Raw genomic sequence first — 19,304 nt, forward strand, 5'->3', positions numbered from 1 at the left:
GTGGGATCAGGGCAGGCGTCGGGTGCTGTGCCGGACGATCAGCGGGGTGGCCAGCTCGATCCGATGGCTGTCCAGCCCCTCCCCGGCGATCAGCGACAACAGCATCCGGGTCGCCATGCCGGCCATCTCGGCCAGCGGCTGGCGGACGGTGGTCAGCGGCGGGGCGGCCCAGCGGGCGGAGTCGAGGTCGTCGAAGCCGACGATGCTGATGTCGTCGGGAACCCGGGCGCCGCGCTCGTAGAGCGCCTCGTAGGCGCCCAACGCCATCTCGTCGGCGCAGGCGAACACGGCGCTGGGCGGTTGGGCGAGGTCAAGCAGGGCGTTCATCTCCCGATAGCCCGACGGGGAGGTGAAGTCGCCGTGCCGGACGTACCCGGCGGGGATCTTGCGGTTGGCGGCGTTCATCGCGGCCCGGTACCCGTCGACCCGGGCGCGGCTGCACGGCACGGTCGGTGGCCCGCCGATCACGGCGATCCGGTGGTGGCCCAGGTCGAGCAGGTGTTCGGCGGCGGCCACGCCCCCGGACCAGTTGGTCGCGCCCACCGAGGGGATGCCGGCGCCGGGTTGGCCGGCCGGGTCGATGATGACCACCGGGATGCCGAGCTCGTTGAGCTGACCCTGCTGGCTGGGGGACAGGTCGGAGAGCACGAGCAGCACCCCGTCGCAGCGGCGCTTGGAGAGCTGTTCGATCCACCGTCGGTCGGGGCGGCTGCGGCTGCGGCCGTGCACGGCGGAGACCACCACACCGACGCCGGCCCGGTAGGCCAACTCCTCGACGCCGTCGAGGATCTGCATCGCCCAGGGGCTGCCGAGATCCCGGAAGACCAGGTCGATGAGGCCGGCGGCACCGGGCATCGAGGGCGCCCGGCGGGCGGTGTACGACCGCCTGTCGAGCAGGTCCTGGATGCGACGCCGGGTCGCCGGGGCGACGTCGGGTCTACCGTTGAGCACCTTCGAGACGGTGGGGACGGACACCCCCGCGGCCGTCGCGATCTCCGACAGCGTCGCCCGGTCCTCCGCCATGCCCATCTCCTCACAGTCACGCGCCCGCGGGCAGCATAGCCCGAAAGTTTCGGAAGTCGGGGGTCGGCCTGGCCGGATCGGCGGTTCGGCCGGTCCGCGCCCGCCGTTCGCCGTGCGGCGGTGTCGAGGCGTACCGCCGGACGGTGGGGAATTCGAAACTTTCCCGAAACGACTGTCCGCCGGCCGGTCGGGCACGCCGACGCCGGCGCCAGGCAGATGTCGCGTCACCGCGTCACCGCGTCACCGCGTCACCGCGCCACCGCGCCACTGCGCCACCGCGCCCACTGCGCCACCGCGCTCGATCCAGGATGTAGTGGCCTCGGCCCCTTCGGATCCCACTACATCGTGGATCGAGCGCGGCGCGGCGCGGCGCGGCGCGGCCCGGCGGCGCGGTCGGCTGCCATCGGGCGGACCAACGGTCGGTGGATCGGGTTCCCCGCTCGACCCCGCCGGGGGCGGTGCCCGATTTCTGCTCCGGCTGCTCATACGGCATGCTGTGCCGCAACGGCAGGAGACTCTGCCGGTGGCCGGCGACGACCTGCGGACACGGGGTCGTCCCTGCGCGAGACGTGCGGGAGGACAGGGCGGCGATGGCCGAAGCTGAGGCGTGGCGTTCCGTGTTCACCGGCACCAGTGAGATGGCGGCGCGGATGCGTGCCTTCGACTGGTCCGCCACCTCGCTCGGCCCGGTCGACGAATGGCCGGCGAGTCTGCGTACGGCCACCCGGATCTGCCTGACCTCCCGCTTCCCCATGATCGTGTGGTGGGGGCCGGAGCTGCGGTTCATCTACAACGACGCCTACGGCCCGCTGCTCGGCAGCAAACACCCCGCGCTGGGCAAGCCGGGTGACCAGGTGTGGCCCGAGATCTGGGAGATCATCGGGCCGATGCTGCGCGGCGTGGTGGAGACCGGCGAGGCGACCTGGTCGGAGGACCTGCTGCTGCCGATGAACCGGCACGGGTACTGGGAGGAGACCTACTGGACGTACTCCTACAGCCCGCTGCACGACGACGACGGTGTGGTACGCGGTGTCTTCACCGCGGTCAGCGACACCACCGAGCGGGTGATCGGCCAACGCCGGCTCGCCGCGTTGCAGGACCTGGGCGCGCAGGCCGGCACCGCCCGCACCGTGGGGGAGGCGTGTGAACTGGTCGCCACCTCGCTCGGCCGGGCCGGGGTCGACGTGCCGTACGCGGCGGTGCACCTGCGTACCGGTGACGGTGACCTGAGTCTGGCCGCCAGCACCCTGGCCGGTGAGGTCGACCGGTCCACCGGGGCGGCTCCGCCGGTGTGGCCGGTGGCCACCGTCCTCGCTGACGGCCTGCCGGCCCAGCTCACCGACGTCCTCACCAGCGTCGGTGAGCTGCCTACCGGTGGTTGGCAGACCGCACCGACCGAGGCGGTGGTGCTGCCGCTGCACGGCGAGACCGGTGCCGAGGACATCGGCGTCATCGTCCTGGCCGCCAGCGCCGGCCGGGCGCTCGACGACGGTTACCGCACCTTCCTCGACCTGGTGGCCCAGCAGACCGCCGCGTTGATCAACGGCGCGGTGGCCTACGAGGTGCAGCAGCAGCGGGCCGAGGAGCTGGTGGAGCTGGACCGGGCGAAGACGGCGTTCTTCTCCAACATCAGCCACGAGTTCCGTACCCCGCTCACCCTGATCAACGGACCGTTGCAGGAGTTGCGCGCCCGCCTGGGCGACCAGGACGAGCAGGTTCGCGCCGAGCTGGAGGTCATCAACCGCAACGCGCTGCGGCTGGGCAAGCTGGTCACCGCGCTGCTCGACTTCTCCCGCATCGAGGCCGGCCGGATGCAGGCCAGCTACGAGCCGGTCGACCTGGCCCGGTTCACCGCCGAGCTGGCCAGCGTGTTCCGGGCGGCGGTCGAACGTGCCGGCCTCACCCTCGACGTGGACTGCCCACCACTGTCCCGGCCGGTCCACGTCGACCGGGCGATGTGGGAGAAGGTGGTCCTCAACCTGCTCAGCAACGCCCTGAAGTTCACCTTCCACGGTGGCATCCGGGTCTCGGTGGCCGAGCACGACGGCATACCGGCGGTGCAGATCGCCGACACCGGCATCGGGGTGCCGGCCGACGAGATCCCCCGGTTGTTCGAGCGCTTCCACCGGGTGCCGCAGGCCCGGTCCCGGTCCCACGAGGGCAGCGGTATCGGACTGGCCCTGGTCAAGGAGTTGGTCGGCCTGCACGGCGGCACGATCACCGTCGACAGTGCCCCGGACGTGGGCACCACCTTCACCGTCCGGCTCCCGTTCGGCGTCGCCCACCTGCCCGCCGAGCACGTCGTCACCGGCACCGCGACGCCGGCGACGTCGGACAGCGCCGAACCGTTCGTCCGGGAGGCGCTGCGCTGGCTGCCCGCCGACGACACCGGCGACCGGCCGTTGCCCGACCCGCACCGGCCCGACGACGCCGGCGCCGACCGGCCCCGGGTGCTGATCGCCGACGACAACGCCGACATGCGCGAGTACCTGCACCGCCTGCTGCGTTCGCGCTACGACGTCACCGCGGTGGGCGACGGGTACGCCGCCCTGGCCCGCGCCCGGACCGAGCTGCCCGACCTGATCGTCAGCGACGTGATGATGCCCGGCCTGGACGGCCTCGAACTGGTCGCCGCGCTCCGCGCGGAGCCCCGCACCATGGGGGTGCCGGTGCTGCTGTTGTCGGCCCGCGCCGGCCAGGAGGCAGCCGTCGAGGGGTTGGAGGCCGGTGCCGACGACTACCTCGTCAAGCCCTTCTCCGCCGAGGAACTGTTGGCCCGGGTCCGGGCCAACGTCGACCTGGCCCGGTTGCGCAACCACCACGCCAACTGGCGGGCCGCGATGATCAACTCGTTGCAGGAGGGCTTCTTCGTCCTCGACGCCGACGGCGCGCTGGTCGAGATGAACACCGCCTTCGCCGACCTGTTCGGGTACGGCCCGGAGGGCGTGCCGTACCGTCCGCGCTATCCGTGGTGGCCCGACGGCACGACCGACCCGTCGGCGAACCGGTTGGTGGCCGACGCGTTCGCCCAGGCCATGACGGTGCCCCACGGCTCCTTCGTGGTGCCGTTGCGACACCGTGACGGCCACCGGCTCTGGACGGCCGTCGCCTTCAACGCGGTCACCGACGACCACGGCCGGCGGATGGTGGTCGGCACCATCCGCGACGTCACCGCCGAACGGTACGCGGTGCAGCGGGAAACCGCCCTCAGCGCACTCAACCAGCGGTTGTCCCGGGCAGCCAGCACCACCGAGGTGTTGCACGCCGGGGTGGAGGAGCTGCGCCATCTGTGGCAGGCCCGTCGGGTCCTCGCCGCCCACTGGGAAGCGAGCGGTGCACCGACGTTGACCGCCACGGCCGCCTCCGACTGGGCGCAGCTCCCCGGCCCGGTCCGCGACACGATCACCGCTCTCCGGTCGCAGCCGCCGTTGCGGATCACCATCGACCCGGCCACCGGTGTTCGACCGGCCGGTGCCGGCACCACTGTCGACTCGCCGCAGGGGCCGCTGGTGATCTGGCTCGAACTCGACCCGGCGCGGGGGTTCGGCACCGAGGACCAGATGCTGCTGCTGCTTCTGTGCGGGGCACTCGGGCAGGCGTTGCAGCGGGCCCACGCCGCCGACCAGCAACGTGAGGTGGCGGTGGCGTTGCAACGCGCCATCCTCGGCCCAGCCGACCTGCCCGACGGCTTCGCCGTCCGGTACGAGCCGGCGACCCGCCCGCTCGAGGTCGGTGGCGACTGGTACGACGCGGTGAACCTGCCGGACGGTCGGATCGGCATCGTCGTCGGCGACTGCGTCGGCCGGGGTCTGCCCGCCGCTGCCGTGATGGGGCAACTGCGCAGTGCCTGCCGGGCGCTGCTGCTGGAGGCGTCCAGCCCGGCGCAGGTGCTCACCGCGCTGGACCGGTTCGCCCGGATGCTGCCCGGGGCGGCCTGCACCACGATGTTCTGCGGCATCCTCGACCCGGAGACCGGGAAGCTGACGTACAGCAGCGCCGGGCATCCGCCCGCGATCCTGACCCACCCCGACGGTCGTACCGAGCTGCTGGCCGGGGGGCGGGGCAGCCCGTTGGGGATTCCGTCCCGGGGCGGTCGTCCCGACGCGACGAGCCTCGTCCCACCCCGCGCCGTGCTGCTGCTCTACACCGACGGTCTGGTGGAACGGCGCCGCCAGTCGCTCGACACCGGTATCGCGCAGGCCGCCTCCGCGGTGCGGGAGGACCACACCGCCGGGGTGGAGCAGCTCGCCGACCGGGTGATGAGCCGGATGACCCCGCAGGGCGGCTACGACGACATCGCGCTGCTGCTCTACCGTCATCCAGCGCCGCTGGAGCTGTCGTTTCCCGCCGACCGGTCGCAGATGGCCCCGGTGCGGTCCACCCTGCGACAGTGGCTGCGTCGTACCGGCGCCGACCCGCACCTGGCCCAGGACGTGCTCGTGGCCACCGGTGAGGCCTGCGCGAACGCGGTCGAGCACGGCCACCGCGACGCCCGACCCGGGCTGATCCGCCTGCTCGCCGTGGCCGCCGGTGCCGACCTGTTCGTCAGGGTGGCCGACTCCGGTCGGTGGAAGGTGCCCGAGATCGATCACGACCGGGGCCGCGGCATCAACCTGATGCGTGCGTTGATGGCGCACGTCGAGATCCAGACCACCGATGCCGGCACCACCGTCGAGCTGCACACGAGGATTCCCGCATGAACACGCCTCTGGACCTGGTCACCGGCCTCCAGGCGGACGGTACCCCGGTGCTGACCGTCGTCGGTGAGATCGACATGAGCAACGCCGACCTGTTCCGGGCCGCGATCGCCGACGCCGTCGTCGACGGGCACCGGCTGACCGTGGACCTGTCCGCCGTGGAGTATCTGGACAGCGCCGCGCTCGCGGCGTTGTTCGCCCACGTCGACCGCCTCGAGGTGGTGGCGAATCCGCTGCTGGACAGCGTCCTGACCATCTCCGGTCTGCGCGAGCTCACCACGGTGACGCTGTCGGGATCCCAAACCTGATCTACCGGTGACCGAGCGTCGGTCGCCGGCCCGTCGCGCCGGAAGGACCCGCCACCGGTACGAGACCCGGGCCGCCCGTCGAGATCATCCGGCGGCCGGGTGGCGCTCAGCCCGCCGTCACGCAGAACTCGTTGCCGTCCGGATCGGCCAGTACGACGACGCCGTCCGCGCCGACCTCGACCCGGGCGGCCCCGAGCGCGACCAGCCGGTCGACCTCCGCCTCCGGGTCACCGTCGGGCGCGAGGTCGAAGCGCTGCCGGTTCCGGCCCTGCTTCGGGGCCACCGGCGGACCACCCCAGGCGACCTTCGTCCCGCCGTGCGGTGACTGGACGGCGGTCTCCTGGTCCTGGTCCCACACCAGTGGCCAGCCCAACGCCTCGCTCCAGAAGAGACCGACCTCCCGGGTGCCGTCGCAGGAGACCTCGCCGAGCAGGCCGCAGCCGGCCAGGAAGCGGTTGCCCGGCGCGATGACGCAGAACTCGTTGCCCTCGGGATCGGCCAGCACGATGTGCCCCTCCTCGGGGCGCTGGCCGACGTCGAGGTGGGTGCCGCCGAGATCCAGCGCGGTCGCCACCTGCCGCTGCTGGTCGTCGGGGTCGGCGCTGGTCAGGTGCAGGTGCAGCCGGTTCGGACCGACCTGCTCCGTCCCGCTCGACACGAACCGCAGGCCGAGCTGGGTGTCCGTGCCGGGCAGCAGGACTCCGCCGCCGACCTCCTCGACGACGTCGCGGCCGAGCAGGCCGGCCCAGAAGCGTGCAGGTCGGATCGGATGGTGCGCATCGAAGGTCACGGTCAGTGGTCGCGAGAGCATCACCGCACCGTAGACACGGCCCGGCGCGACGACAAGGGAATTGCGCCGGGCCGGGCCGGGGCGTCCGGGGCGGGGGCGGGGTCGATTCAGCGGCGGTGCCAGGAGTGCCAGAGGGCGGCGTAGTCGCCGTCGGCGGCGACCAGGTCGTCGTGCCTGCCGATCTCGGTGATCCGGCCGTCCTCCAGCACCGCCACCCGGTCGGCGTCGTGCGCGGTGTTGAGCCGGTGCGCGATGGCGATGACCGTCCGTCCGGCCAGCACCGCACCGAGCGCCCGTTCGGTACGTCGGGCGGTCGTCGGGTCCAGAGCGGCGGTCGCCTCGTCGAGAACGAGGATGTCGGGGTCGGCGAGGACGAGCCGGGCCAGCGCCAACTGCTGGGCGTCGGCCGGGCCTAGGTCCCGCACCCCGTCGCCGAGCGCGGTGTCGAGACCGTCCGGCAGGTCGGCGTACCAGTCGGCGCCGACCGTGGCGAGCGCGGCCCGCATCCGGGCGTCGGTGACACCCGGCGCGGCGAACGCCAGGTTGTCGCGCAGCGAGCCGATGAAGACGTGGTGTTCCTGGGTGACCAGGGCGATCCGGCGGCGTCGCTCGGCCGGGTCGAGGTCGGTGACCGGGACACCGCCGAGGCTCACCACACCCTGACCGGGCACGTCGATCCCGGCGAGCAGCCGGGCCAGCGTGGACTTGCCCGCCCCGGACGGGCCGACCACGGCCAGTCGTTCGCCCGGGGCGACCGTCAGGTCGATGCCGTGCAGCACCTGTGGGCCGCCGGCATAGCGGAAGGTCACCCCGCGCACCTCCACCGCCCGGCCGGCGGGCACGGCCGACCGGCCGCGCGGCTCGGGTGGCACCTGCCCGACACCGAGCACCCGGGCGAACGAGGCGATGCCGCGCTGTGCCTGCTCCACCCACTGCAACAGCCGGTCCAGCGGTTCGATCGCCTGTTGCAGGTAGAGCGTGGCGGCGACCACCTCGCCCAGGCTGACCCGTCCCCGGGACAGCAGGACGCCCCCGGTGAGCAGCACGGCCGCGATCGGGAGCGGATAGCTGCCCTCCACCACCGGAAAGACCACCGACCGCAGGGCGAGGGTGGCGCGGCGGGCGGCCCACACCGTGCCGATGCGGGCGGTGCCGTGGGCGACCCGGCCATCGCCCAACCGCAGCGCCTCGACGGTGCGCGCGCCCTCGGCGGTCGTGGTCAGCGCCTCGGTCAGCTCCGCCGTCGCCGCCCCCTCGGTCAGGTAGGCCGGGGTGGCCCGGCGCAGGTACCAGCGCGACGCCGCCCAGATCGACGGGAGTCCGGCGAGCGCGACCAGGCCGAGCAACGGGTCCAGCAGGAACACCGCGCCGAACAGCAGCGTCAGCTGGGTTCCCGCGATGACCAGCACCGGCACCACGTCGCGCAGCATGGTGCCCACCGTGGACACGTCCACCGAGCCCCGGGTGGCCAGGTCACCGGTGCCGGCGTGCTCCACCACGGAGACGGGCAGGCCGAGCAGCCGGGTCACGAAGTCCTCCCGCAGTCGGGCCCCGGCCCGCTCACCGAACCGGTGCCCGGCGTACTGGGCGTAGCGGGCGAGCAACCCCTGGGCCAACACGCAACCGGCGTTGGCGAGCGCCAACCGGTCCACCGCGCCGGTGCCGGCGCCGGCGGTGACCTCGTCGACGATCCGGCCGATCAGCCACGGCGCTGCCAGTCCGGTGAGGGCGGCGGCACCGTGCAGCGCCAGCACGCCGACGACCGCCCACCGGTCGCCGGCGAGCACGTCGCGGGCGGCCCGCCGGACCACCGCCGGGCCCGCGACCGGGAGTTTCGTCATCGTACGACCGGCTCGTCGTCGGTCCCGCCGGTGCGGGACACCAGCCGTCGGTATCCCGCGTCGTCGGCCAGCAGCGCAGTGTGCGGGCCGGTGCCGGTGACCCGACCGCCGCACAGGTGGGCGACCGTGTCGGCGTGGCCGAGCAACACCGGCGAGGTGGTCAGCAGGACAGTGGTCCGGCCGGCCCTGGCCTGCCGCAGGCGCTGCGCCACCCGGGCCTCGGTGTGCGCGTCCACCGCCGACGTCGGGTCCACCAGGATCAGCACCTCCGGGTCGGCGACCAGGGCGCGGGCCAGCCGGACCCGTTGCCGCTGACCGCCGGAGAGGGTACGGGCCCGGTCACCGATCGGGGTGTCGAGGCCGTCGGGCAGCCCTTCGGCGACGTCGCGGGCCGACGCCACGTGCAGTGCCGCGTCGATCCGGACGTCGTCGACGGCGTCGTCCGGGCCACGCAGGATCTGTCGCAGCGTGCCGGCGAAGAGGTACCCGTCGTGGTCGGCGACCAGGATCCGGGCCCGTACCTCGTCGAGCCCGACGCTGGTCAGCGGTACCCCGCCCCAGGTGACCGTGCTGGTGACGTAGCGGCCCAGCCGGTCGGCCAGGGCCACCGCGTCGGCCGGGTCGTCGGCGGCGACGCCGACCAGGCGACCCGGGGTGACCGTCAGTCCGCTGTCGGGGTCGTGCAGTTCGGCCGGGCCGTCCGGGGCGGCGCGGGTCGCCGGGCCGCCCACCGGGTCGGGGGTGAGCCGGAGCAGGTCGACGATCCGCCGGGCGGCGACCCGCCCCTGGATCAGCTGGTAGCTGCCCTCCAGCAGGAACCAGACCGGCACCACGAGCACCGCCACGTACCCGTAGACGGCCACCAGTTGCCCGACGGTGATCCCACCCTCGGCGGCCATCCGGGCGGCCAGCCACACCACCGCGGCGAGGAAGACGCCGGGGACGACGATGGTCAGCGCGTCGACCCAGCTGAGTACCGCGCCCACCCGGTACCCCTCGGCCCGCAGTCGCTGCGACCGCGCGGCGTACCGGCGGGCGAACAGGTGCCGACCGCCGACCCCGGCGAGCACCCGCAGACCGGCCACGATGTCGTCGGCCCGGGTGGTCAACTCGCCCTGCTGCTGCCGGTAGACCGACTCGGCCCGCTCCAACCGGCGCAGCAACGGCCCGATGGCCAGCGCGACCGCCGGCACCCCCAGCAGCGTCACCAGCGCCAGCAGCGGGTCGATCGACCAGAGCACCACGGCGGCGACCGCGTACGCCAGCACGGCGCCCACCCCGGGACCGGTGATCGTGAGCACCTGGGAGGTACGCACGATGTCGTACCCGCCGACGGTGGCGACGTCACCGGCGGCGAGCCGGCGGGGCAGCACCGCACCGGTCCGGGCGAGCTGACGCAGCAGCACGGCTGCCGAACGGGCGCTGGCGTCCTCACGGATGAACGTCATGGTCCGGTGCCGCATGACGCCCAGCCAGGCCACCGCCACCCCGGCGGCGACGATCGCGGCGACCCAGCCCAGCAGCGCCCGGGTGTCGCCGGTCCGCAGCCCGTCGTCGACGGCCCGGGCGATCAGGTAGGGCCGCACCGAGAGCCCCACCATCCAGACCGTCCCGAAGAACGCGCCGCGCAGCACCCGCCCCGGTTGGCAGCGGACCAGCCACCAGATGTACCGCAGCGGCCCCGCCGTGTCCGGAGTGCCGGGGTCCGGGTGGGGCAGGTGTGGGGGCACCGCATCAGGCTAGTCACCGACCGCCGCACGTACCGGCCCGTACGGTGTTCCGGCGCGGTGGCGTACGCCTCAGCGGATCGCCCCGGGGGAGACGTTGACGGGGCGGACGGTGAGCGGACAAGCTCCTTGTCTGCGGATCTTCGGCGGCGGGTCACCGGCACCGGTGCGGCGGGGGAGAAATCGATGACGAGGCGAGGATGGCCGCCCGCACGGGCCGGCTGGTCGACCGTGCTCGCCGCGCTCACCGTAGTCCCGGGCCCTGCGCAGGCGGCCTTGCCGGGCCCTGCGCTGGCGGCTGCGGCGACCCCGGTGTGCCAGGTACGCGACGAGCGGTTGACCGAGATCTCCGGGATGGTGGCCACCGAATCCGGTTTCGTGATGGTCAACGACGGCTCCGACGAGGCGTCCCGGCGGCGGATCTTCTTCCTCGACGCCCGCTGCGCGGTGGTGCGTACGGTGGCCTACCCGTCGCGGCCCCGCGACACCGAGGACCTGGTGGTCGGCGCGGACGGGACGATCTGGGTGGCCGACATCGGTGACAACGACCGGACCCGCGCGACGGTGGGGTTGTGGAAGCTGTCCCCCGGGGCCCGCCGGCCGGTGCTGCACCGGTTGACGTACCCCGACGGCGCGCACGACGCGGAGGCGCTGCTGGTCGACGGGGACGGCCGGCCGGTGGTGGTGACCAAGCAGGGCGGAGAGGCAGGTGTGTACGTCCCGACCGGGCCGTTGCGGGCCGGCGTGACGGTGCCGTTGGCGCGTGCGGGGCAGCTGCGGTTGCCGGCCACCACGACCGCGAACCCGTACTCGTTCTTCGGCCGTCGACTGGTCACCGGCGGGGCCACCGCGCCGGACGGCCGGCGGGTGGTGCTGCGCACCTATGCCGACGCGTTCGAGTTCGACGTCACCGACGGCGACGTGGTGGCCGCGCTGACCACCGGTACGCCCCGGGTCGTCGCGCTGCCCGACGAGCCGCAGGGCGAGTCGGTCAGCTACTCCGGGGACGGCCGGTGGCTGCTCACCGTCTCCGAGACCGCCGACCAGCCCCCCGGAACCCGGCCGACGGTCCTGCGCTACGCCCTGCCGGCGGGACCTGCGTCACCGGTGTCCTCCCCGCCCGCCGCATCCCCGGACGTGCCCGCACCGGCCGACAGGTCGCCGTCCACCCCGGCGCGGGACGCGGTGGACGCCGCCGACTCCGGTGCCGGTGCCGGTGGCGTCCGGTCGTTGCTGCTCGGGGTCGGGGTGATCGTCGCCGGACTGCTGGTGGCGCTGGTCGGGGCCGGCAGGGCGCGGCGCACCCGCCGCCGATGACGGGACGGGCGACAGCCCGACATCCGGGTGAGGAATGCTGGACCCGTGCAGATCACCATCCTCGGCCCGCTCGCCGTCGACGGGCGGCCGGTCCGGGGCGAACGGCTCGCCGCAGTCGTCCGCGCCCTGGTCGACGCCCGGGGCCGGGCGGTCTCCATCCCGCTGCTCGTGGACGCGGTGTGGGACGGCACCCCGCCCGACGACGCGGCCGGTGCGGTGCAGGCGCTGATGTCCCGGGCCCGCCGGCTCGGGCTGCCGGTGGTAGCTGTGCCGGGGGGTTACCGGCTGCCCCTCGACCAGGTGACCGTCGACTCGGTACGGGCCCGTGCCCTGGTCGAACGGGGGCGTGCCGAGCTGCGTGCCGGTGACGTACCGGCGGCGCGGGGAACCGCCGATGCGGCCCGCGCCCGGTTCCCCGAGGTCCCGGAGCTGGACACCGCCGAGACCACCCGGCTGTTCGCCGACGTCGCCGCACTGCGCGCCGAGGTGGCCCTCGCCGGCGCGGGACCGTACGACGAGGTCGACCTGAGGCGGCTCGTCGCGCGTACCCCGCCGGACGAGCCGTCGGCGGCGCTGCTGGTCCGGGTACTCGCCGCCCAGGGACGCGACGCCGAGGCGCTGGAGGTGGTCGAAGGGCTCCGCGCCGAACTGGCCGACCGGTACGGCGTCGACCCGTCCCCGGTGATCACCCAGGCGCACCTGGCGTTGTTGCGCGGCGAGCTGACCGGCCCGGCCGCCACGACACCGCCGGCTGCTCCGCCCCGGGCCGACCTGCCCGCCGCGTGGCGACGACCGACGACCGCCTTGGTCGGTCGGGAACGGGACGTCGAGACGGTGACGGCGGCGCTCACCGAGGCGGCCCTGGTGACCATCGTGGCGACCGGGGGCGCGGGCAAGACCAGGCTCGCCGCCGAGGTGACCCGTCGGGCGGCGGCGGCCGGACGGCCTGCCCGGGTGATCGAACTCGCCGGCCTGCGCGCACCCGAGGAGGTGCTGCCCACCGTGCTCGCGGCCCTCGGCGGGGCGGACACCACGGCGACCGGCGGCGCGCTGGGCCTGGAACGACGGGTGCTCGACCCGGGGGAGCGACTGCGCGCCCTGGCACCGGACCTCGACGGCCTGGTCGTGCTGGACAACTGCGAACACCTCCTGGACACCGTGGCGACCGTCGTCGCGGACCTGGTCGCGGTCGCCCCGACGGAGGTCGCCGTGCTGGCCACCAGCCGGGCCCCGCTGGGCCTGGTCGGCGAACGGGTCCACCGGCTGGCCGTGCTGCCCGACGCCGACGCGCTCGCGCTGATCGAGTCCCGCGCCCGCGCCGGTGGCGCGGTGCCCACCTGGGACACCGACCGGGTGCGGGAGTTGTGCCACCGGCTCGACAACCTGCCGCTGGCCCTCGAACTGGCCGCCGCGCGGTTGCGGCACATGCCGATCGACGACGTGCTCGCCGGGCTGACCGACCGCTTCGCGCTGCTCGACGCCGCACTGCGCGGCCTGCCGGAACGGCACGCGAGCCTGTGGGCGATGGTCGACTGGAGCCGGGAGTTGCTCGCGCCCGCCGACCGGGACCTGCTCCAACGGGTCGCGGTGGTCCCCGCCCCGTTCACCGCCGACCTCGCCGCCGCCGTCGCCGGGTCCGCCGCCGTCCGACGTGGTCTGGCGACACTTGTCGAACAGTCCCTGCTGACCCTGGTCGAGGGGGACGGCCCGCCCCGCTACCGGATGCTGGAGACCGTCCGGGAGTACGGCGAGGCCCGCCTCGACGCGGCCGGTGAACGCGACGTGGCGATGGCCGGCCTGGTCGGCTGGGCCCGGGAGCAGGCGGTCGGGTTCGCCGACCGGTTCATCGGCCCCGGTCAGCTCGACGCGTTCGCCAGCTGCGCCACCGAGCACGACAACCTCGTCGCCGGCCTGCGCTGGGCGCTCGGGCACGACGACGAGCCGGCCGCCGTCGACGTCGCCACCGCGCTGCTCCATCTCTGGGCCGTGCGCGGCCTGCACCTGGAGGTTTCCGGGTGGGCCCGGGGCCTGCTGCACCTCGACGATCCCGACCGGCGGGTCGGCTCGGCGATCCTGTCCGGCCGGGCCAGCGGTCGCCCGTTGCCCGAGGCCGACCGGCTCGCCTGGACCTGCCTGCTGATCGCGGTCAACGCCGGCATCAGCGGCCCGCTCCGGCTCGCCGTGCTCGCCCGGCGGGCCCTGCGCCGGCTCCTGGCGGAGCGGCCCCGGGAGGTCTCCTCCCGGCTGACCGCGCTCGCCTCGGCGTTGGCTGCCTTCGACCAGCTCGATCCGGACCACGTCCTGCCGGGAGCCGCGGTGTTGATCGCCCATCCGGACCCGTACGTGCAGGGGTTCGGCCTGTTCGCCCGGGCGGCGGCCCGGGACAGCGGTGGCCTGCCGGAGGAGTCCGTGGCCGACGCCGAGCAGGCGTACCAGCGGTTCGAGGCGGCCGGCGACCACTGGGGGATGGGGATGGCGGCGCAGGCCGTCGGGCACGCGCTGACCGCGCCCGACGGTGACCGGGCCATCGAGTGGCTGGCCCGCAGCGTGCACCACATGGACCTGATCGGCGCCACCCAGGATTCCCGGTCGATCCGGGTGCTGCTGGACGTGCAGCTCGCCCTGGCCGGAGACCCGGCGGCCGAGCAACGACTGGGGGAGACCGCGACACCGGGCCAGGGCGAGGAGCTGGACACCGCCCAGGCGTGCCTCGGGCTGGCCCAGCTCGCCTGGCGACGCGGCCGGTACGCCGAGGCGCTGGAACACGCCGACGCGGTGACCAGGGCGCTGGCCGGATGGACCGGTTCGCCGCCGCAGCCCCGGGTGGTGCTGCGGGTCGCGGTGGCGGTGTTCCACCTGCGGGTCGCCCAGGTGTGGCCGACCGCCCGGCGTACCGCCGACGTCCGGGCGGTCGGGTTGCTGGCCCAGGCCGGCGTCGAGGCGCTGTCCTCCCGGGACCTGCCGGTGATCGGGACGTGGGCGTTGGGCGGCGCCGAGCTCGCCGCCTGCCGCGACGACGTCGAGACCGCGCGGGAGTTGTTCGTGCTCGGCGTCCGGCTGGGCAGCAACTCGACGACGTTCTTCCCGCCCGGCACCGGCGAACGGCTCACCGCCGCGCTCGGGGACGAGCAGTGGCGGGAACCGTTGCTGGCCGGTTGGCGGGCCCGCCAACCCGGGCTGGCCGCCACCCGCATCCACGAGCTGATGGACGACCTGCTCGGCCTGGTCAGACCTTCCGACGGTACGCCCGCAGCGCCAGTGGCATGAACACCACCACGAAGCCGGCGCACCAGAGCAGCGTCCACCACACGTGGTTGCCGACCGGGGTGCCGAGGAACAGTCCGCGCATCGCCGTCACCAGGTGGGTCAACGGGTTGACGGCCACCACGGCCTGCATCCAGCCCGGCAGGGTGCCGGCCCCGACGAACACGTTGGACGCGAAGCTCAGCGGCATGATCAGCGCGAACATCAGTCCCTGCACCGCGCCCGGCGTACGCACCTTCATGGACACGAAGACCGGCAGCCAGCTCAGGCAGAGCGCGAACACCACCGCGAGCAGGCAGCCGGCGACCGCCCGCAGCGGGCCGGACTCGACCCGGAAGCCCATCACGTAGCCGATCGCGAGGGTGGACCCGGTGACGATCACGTACCGCACCACGTCGCCCAGCACCGCGCCGACAAGTGGTGCGGAACGGGGGACGGGCAGTGACCGGAACCTGTCGAAGATGCCCTTGGCGATGTCGGCGTTGAGGTTCACCCCGATCGCGATGCAGCCGGTGGCGATGGTCTGCGCCAGGATGCCGGGCAGCAGGAACTGGAGGTAGTCGTGGGTGGAGCCGGCGACCGCGCCACCGAAGACGTACACGAAGATGACCAGGAAGAGCGCCGGTTGCAGGGTGACGTCGATCAGCGCCTCGGGGGTACGCCAGGTCTTGATCAGGCTGCGCTTGGCCAGGGCCAGCGAGTGTCGCAGCAGCCGCAGCGGCCGGGGGTTCGCCGCCACCGTGGACAGCTTCGGGCTGGTCCTCGGCGGGATACCGGTCAGGGTGCTCATGCGGCGACCTCCGTACGGGTGGTGTCGTCGTCGGCCGCGGTGCGGCCGGTGAGGGTGAAGAAGACCTCGTCGAGGCTCGGCAGGTGCAGGGACAGTTCGGTGACCGCGATGCCGGCGGTGGCCAACCGGGCCACGCTCTCGGTCAACGCGGAGTCGTCGGCTACCGGCACCGCGAGCACGCCCCGGCGGATCTCGTCGGCGGGTGCGCCGGAGCCCACCTGGGACAGGATCGCCGCCGTCGGGGCCAGCTGCGCCGGATCGGTCGGCCGGACCTCCAGGGTCTGCCCGCCGACGACCCGCTTGAGCCCGTCCGGGGTGTCGTGCGCGATGACCCGGCCGTGGTCGATCACCGTGATCGCGTCGGCGAGCGCGTCGGCCTCCTCCAGGTACTGAGTGGTGAGCAGCACGGTCGCCCCGTCGGCGACCAGTGAGCGGACCACGTCCCACATGTCCTCGCGCTTGGCCGGGTCGAGGCCGGTCGTCGGCTCGTCCAGGAAGATCACCTCCGGCGAGCCGACCAGGCTGGCGGCCAGGTCCAACCGCCGCCGCATGCCCCCGGAGTAGGTCTTGGCCGGTCGGTGCGCGGCGGCGGTCAGGTCGAACCACTCGAGCAGTTCGGTGGCCCGCCGCCGGGCACCGGCCCGACCGAGCTCCAGCAGGGTGCCGAACAGCTCCAGGTTCTGCCGCCCGGTCAGGTCCTCGTCGACCGAGGCGTACTGGCCGGTGAGGCCGATGGACTGCCGGACCCGTTCGGCCTGGCGTACCACGTCGAGGCCGTGGATCCGGGCGGTGCCGGCATCCGGGGTCAGCAGCGTGGACAGGATGCGTACGGCGGTGGTCTTGCCGGCCCCGTTGGGGCCGAGGACCCCGAGCACCGTCCCCCGGGGTACGGCGAGGTCCACCCCTCGCAGCGCCCGGGTGCGCCCGAAGGTCTTGACCAGACCCTCGGCCTCGATCATCAGCTCAGTTGTCATGCCGGGAAGCGTGCGCCGGCCGGCTGACACCACGCCGACACGCGGCCGACACCGGCTGACATCCCGGTGTCGGGGCGATCCCGGTGTCGGGACGGTCAGCAGCGGCTGATCGTCGAGGCGCGCACCACCGCCGGGCGATGTCAGGGGAGGGTGGGCCAGCCGTCGATGACCGTGGCGACGTCCAGCGGATCCCCCGGGTCCGGAGCGGGGCGGGGCGGGGGCGCCGGTGTCCGCCCGAACCGGGGTGCCGGCGCCGGCTGGACCTCGCCCCCCACCCGTACGAACGTGCCCCGGGCGGCGTTGTGCGGGTGGCGGTGCGCCTCGGTGGGGGCGAGCACCGGTGCGACACACGCGTCGAGGTCGGCGAAGACCGCCGTCCACTCGTCGCGGGTGCGCGCGGCGAACCGGGCGGTGAACCGGCGGCGCAGCTCAGGCCAGCCGCCCGGGTCGTACTGGGCGGGCAGCTCCGGGTCGTCGGCCAGACCCAGCCCGGCCAGCAGCGCGGCGTAGAACGCCGGCTCCAGCGCGCCCACCGCCACGAACCGGTCGTCGGCGGTGCGGTAGGTGTCGTAGAACGGGGCACCACCGTCGAGCAGGTTGCCGCCGCGCGGCGCGGACCACCGGCCGGCGGCGATCATCCCGTGCAGGAACGCGGTGAGCAGCGCCGACCCGTCGACCATCGCGGCGTCGACCACCTGGCCGAGGCCGGAGCGTTCCCGTTCCAGCAGCGCGGCCAGCACGCCGGTGACGAGCAGCATCCCGCCCCCGGCGAAGTCGCCGAGCAGGTTCAGCGGGGCGTGCGGGCGTTCGCCGGGGCGGCCCAGCGGCTCCAGCGCACCGGCCACCGCGATGTAGTCGATGTCGTGCCCGGCGCGGGCGGCCAGCGGGCCGTCCTGGCCCCAGCCGGTCAGCCGGGCGTACACCAGTCGGGGGTTGCGCTCCCGGCAGGCCTGCGGGCCGAAGCCGAGCCGCTCGGCCACCCCCGGCCGGTACGCCTCGACCAGCACGTCGGCTCGCTCGACCAGACGCAACAGGTCGGCCACCCCGGCGGGGGACTTCAGGTCCAGCGCGGTGACCCGCCGGCCCCGGTGCAGCGGCCCGGTCGTCGGGGCGGCCAGCCGTCCCGGGCCGGGGCCGTCCGGCCGGTCGACCCGCACCACGTCGGCGCCGAGGTCGGCCAGCACCAGGCAGCCGAACGGCGCCGGTGCCAGACTGGCCAGCTCCACCACCCGTACCCCGGCCAGCGGCCCGGTGCCGGGGGGGTCGCGGTCAGAGGGCACGGGCGATCAGCTCCTTCATGATCTCGTTGGTGCCGCCGTAGATCTTCTGCACCCGGGCGTCGGCGTACATCCGGGCGATCGGGTACTCGGTGGTGTACCCGTAACCGCCGAACAGCTGCAGGCAGCGGTCGACGATCTCGCACTGCCCCTCGGTGAGCCAGGCCTTCGCCATCGCCGCGGTGGCCACGTCCAGCTCGCCCCGGTCGTGCCGACTGATGCAGTCGTCCAGGAAGACCCGGCTGACCCGGGTCCGGGTGGCACACTCGGCCAGCACCATCCGGGTGTTCTGGTGGTCGATCAGCGGCTTGCCGAAGGCGGTGCGTTCCTTGACGTACGCCGTGGTCAGCTCCACCGCCCGCTGCATCGCCGCGACCGCGCCGACGCCGATGACCAGGCGTTCCTGGGGCAGCTGCCGCATCATCTGGGCGAAGCCGAGACCCTCGGCCCCGCCGAGCAGGTTCGTCGCCGGCACCCGCAGGCCGTCGAAGAACAGCTCGGCGGTGTCGTTGCCGTGCAGCCCGATCTTGGACAGCAGCCGGCCCCGCCGGAAGCCGTCCGGGCCGCCGCCCACCTCGCAGACCAGCAGGGAGATGCCGGCGGCCCGCTGCTGCGGGTCGGTCTTGACGGCCACGACGACCAGGTCGGCGAGGCCACCGTTGCTGATGAAGGTCTTGGCCCCGGTGACCAGGTAGTCGTCGCCGTCGCGGACCGCCCGGGTCCGGATCGCCTGGAGGTCGGAGCCACCGTCGGGCTCGGTCATCGCGATCGCCCCGATCAGCTCGCCGCGGCACAGCCCGGGCAACCAGCGCCGTTTCTGTTCCGCGCTGCCGTAGGCGACCAGGTAGCCGGTGACGATGCCGCTGTGCACGCCGAGGCCGAGGGTGCTCTCCCCGACGTGTGCCTGCTCGTGCAGCAGGACCGCCTCGTGGCTGAAGCCGCCGCCTCCGCCGCCGTACTCCTCGGGGACGGAGAGGCCGAGCAGGCCCAGCTCGCCCGCGCGGCGGTAGTGGTCGCGGTCCGGGTGGCCCTGCGCCAGCAACCGTTCGGTGTGCGGCAGCACCTCGCGGGTGAAGAAGTCGCGGGCCAGCTCGGCGAGGTCGTGGTGCTCGGGCGCGCACCACGGCGAGGTGTAGTCGGCGAGTCCAGGCGTCGGCATGGATACACCCTCAGGCCGTGTTGGCGATGTGTCAACAAGGCGTGATCGTCGACCGGCGTCGGACCCGGCCCGGCTTCACCCTCGACACCGCGACCGCCCGGCTGGCGGGACCGGCCGCCGACCCGAGGTGAGCCCCG

At 74.1% G+C, this 19,304-nt stretch carries 12 protein-coding genes; 4 read left to right on the top strand and 8 right to left on the bottom strand.

Annotation, left to right across the window (positions count from 1 at the left end; translation table 11 throughout):
• Nucleotides 1–6: 6 nt before the first annotated feature.
• On the bottom strand, nucleotides 7–1,023 hold the full coding sequence (locus tag AC0AIB_RS07795; RefSeq protein WP_328346860.1) for a LacI family DNA-binding transcriptional regulator: 1,017 nt from the start codon (nucleotides 1,021–1,023) through the stop codon (nucleotides 7–9).
• Nucleotides 1,024–1,613: 590 nt separating this feature from the next.
• Here AC0AIB_RS07795 and AC0AIB_RS07800 point away from each other — a divergent pair.
• Nucleotides 1,614–5,723 (top strand): SpoIIE family protein phosphatase, encoded by a 4,110-nt coding sequence (locus AC0AIB_RS07800; RefSeq protein WP_328346862.1) that lies wholly within the window; start codon nucleotides 1,614–1,616, stop codon nucleotides 5,721–5,723.
• Entirely contained in the window at nucleotides 5,720–6,028 is a 309-nt protein-coding gene (locus AC0AIB_RS07805; RefSeq protein ID WP_328346864.1) for an STAS domain-containing protein, read from the top strand. Before AC0AIB_RS07800 ends, AC0AIB_RS07805 begins: the two co-directional genes overlap by 4 nt.
• A gap of 106 nt (nucleotides 6,029–6,134) precedes the next feature.
• Here the strand turns inward: AC0AIB_RS07805 and AC0AIB_RS07810 are convergent, their stop codons facing one another.
• The 3 genes from AC0AIB_RS07810 to AC0AIB_RS07820 form a co-directional block, all read right to left on the bottom strand.
• A complete protein-coding gene (locus tag AC0AIB_RS07810) occupies nucleotides 6,135–6,839 on the bottom strand; it encodes a VOC family protein (protein ID WP_328346866.1) in 705 nt (234 codons plus the stop codon).
• Nucleotides 6,840–6,925: 86 nt separating this feature from the next.
• Nucleotides 6,926–8,659, bottom strand: a complete 1,734-nt coding sequence (locus tag AC0AIB_RS07815; RefSeq protein ID WP_465096317.1) for an ABC transporter ATP-binding protein — start codon at nucleotides 8,657–8,659, stop codon at nucleotides 6,926–6,928.
• Entirely contained in the window at nucleotides 8,656–10,389 is a 1,734-nt protein-coding gene (locus AC0AIB_RS07820; RefSeq protein ID WP_442930722.1) for an ABC transporter ATP-binding protein, read from the bottom strand. Before AC0AIB_RS07820 ends, AC0AIB_RS07815 begins: the two co-directional genes overlap by 4 nt.
• A 183-nt stretch (nucleotides 10,390–10,572) precedes the next feature.
• Here AC0AIB_RS07820 and AC0AIB_RS07825 point away from each other — a divergent pair, with 183 nt between their 5' ends.
• Both AC0AIB_RS07825 and AC0AIB_RS07830 read left to right on the top strand, forming a co-directional pair.
• Nucleotides 10,573–11,703, top strand: coding sequence for an NHL repeat-containing protein (locus tag AC0AIB_RS07825; RefSeq protein ID WP_465096318.1), 1,131 nt, complete (start codon nucleotides 10,573–10,575; stop codon nucleotides 11,701–11,703).
• A gap of 45 nt (nucleotides 11,704–11,748) precedes the next feature.
• Nucleotides 11,749–14,970, top strand: coding sequence for a BTAD domain-containing putative transcriptional regulator (locus tag AC0AIB_RS07830; protein WP_465096319.1), 3,222 nt, complete (start codon nucleotides 11,749–11,751; stop codon nucleotides 14,968–14,970).
• Here AC0AIB_RS07830 and AC0AIB_RS07835 read toward each other — a convergent pair.
• The 4 genes from AC0AIB_RS07835 to AC0AIB_RS07850 form a co-directional block, all read right to left on the bottom strand.
• Nucleotides 14,930–15,757, bottom strand: a complete 828-nt coding sequence (locus tag AC0AIB_RS07835) for an ABC transporter permease (RefSeq protein ID WP_465096320.1) — start codon at nucleotides 15,755–15,757, stop codon at nucleotides 14,930–14,932. The genes AC0AIB_RS07830 and AC0AIB_RS07835 overlap by 41 nt on opposite strands.
• Complete coding sequence (locus AC0AIB_RS07840; protein WP_328346877.1) at nucleotides 15,754–16,731, bottom strand: ATP-binding cassette domain-containing protein; 978 nt, start codon at nucleotides 16,729–16,731, stop codon at nucleotides 15,754–15,756. The genes AC0AIB_RS07835 and AC0AIB_RS07840 overlap by 4 nt, the downstream gene beginning before the upstream one ends.
• A gap of 140 nt (nucleotides 16,732–16,871) precedes the next feature.
• The gene (locus AC0AIB_RS07845; protein ID WP_465096321.1) at nucleotides 16,872–18,011 is read right to left on the bottom strand and encodes a CaiB/BaiF CoA transferase family protein; all 1,140 of its coding nucleotides are present in this window, start codon (nucleotides 18,009–18,011) and stop codon (nucleotides 16,872–16,874) included.
• Nucleotides 18,001–19,167 carry an acyl-CoA dehydrogenase family protein gene (locus AC0AIB_RS07850; protein ID WP_465096322.1) on the bottom strand — a complete coding sequence of 389 codons (1,167 nt, stop codon included), beginning with the start codon at nucleotides 19,165–19,167 and terminating at the stop codon, nucleotides 18,001–18,003. The genes AC0AIB_RS07845 and AC0AIB_RS07850 overlap by 11 nt, the downstream gene beginning before the upstream one ends.
• Nucleotides 19,168–19,304 lie beyond the last annotated feature (137 nt).

The sequence above is a fragment of the Micromonospora sp. DSM 43699 genome (genome assembly GCF_055517075.1).

What these genes read in the sequence shown, in the direction of transcription:
- AC0AIB_RS07795 (WP_328346860.1), bottom strand. Translation starts at nt 1,023, where the DNA reads ATGGCGGAGGACCGGGCGACGCTGTCGGAGATCGCGACGGCCGCGGGG.
- AC0AIB_RS07800 (WP_328346862.1), top strand. Translation starts at nt 1,614, where the DNA reads ATGGCCGAAGCTGAGGCGTGGCGTTCCGTGTTCACCGGCACCAGTGAG.
- AC0AIB_RS07805 (WP_328346864.1), top strand. Translation starts at nt 5,720, where the DNA reads ATGAACACGCCTCTGGACCTGGTCACCGGCCTCCAGGCGGACGGTACC.
- AC0AIB_RS07810 (WP_328346866.1), bottom strand. Translation starts at nt 6,839, where the DNA reads ATGCTCTCGCGACCACTGACCGTGACCTTCGATGCGCACCATCCGATC.
- AC0AIB_RS07815 (WP_465096317.1), bottom strand. Translation starts at nt 8,659, where the DNA reads ATGACGAAACTCCCGGTCGCGGGCCCGGCGGTGGTCCGGCGGGCCGCC.
- AC0AIB_RS07825 (WP_465096318.1), top strand. Translation starts at nt 10,573, where the DNA reads ATGACGAGGCGAGGATGGCCGCCCGCACGGGCCGGCTGGTCGACCGTG.
- AC0AIB_RS07835 (WP_465096320.1), bottom strand. Translation starts at nt 15,757, where the DNA reads ATGAGCACCCTGACCGGTATCCCGCCGAGGACCAGCCCGAAGCTGTCC.
- AC0AIB_RS07840 (WP_328346877.1), bottom strand. Translation starts at nt 16,731, where the DNA reads ATGACAACTGAGCTGATGATCGAGGCCGAGGGTCTGGTCAAGACCTTC.
- AC0AIB_RS07850 (WP_465096322.1), bottom strand. Translation starts at nt 19,167, where the DNA reads ATGCCGACGCCTGGACTCGCCGACTACACCTCGCCGTGGTGCGCGCCC.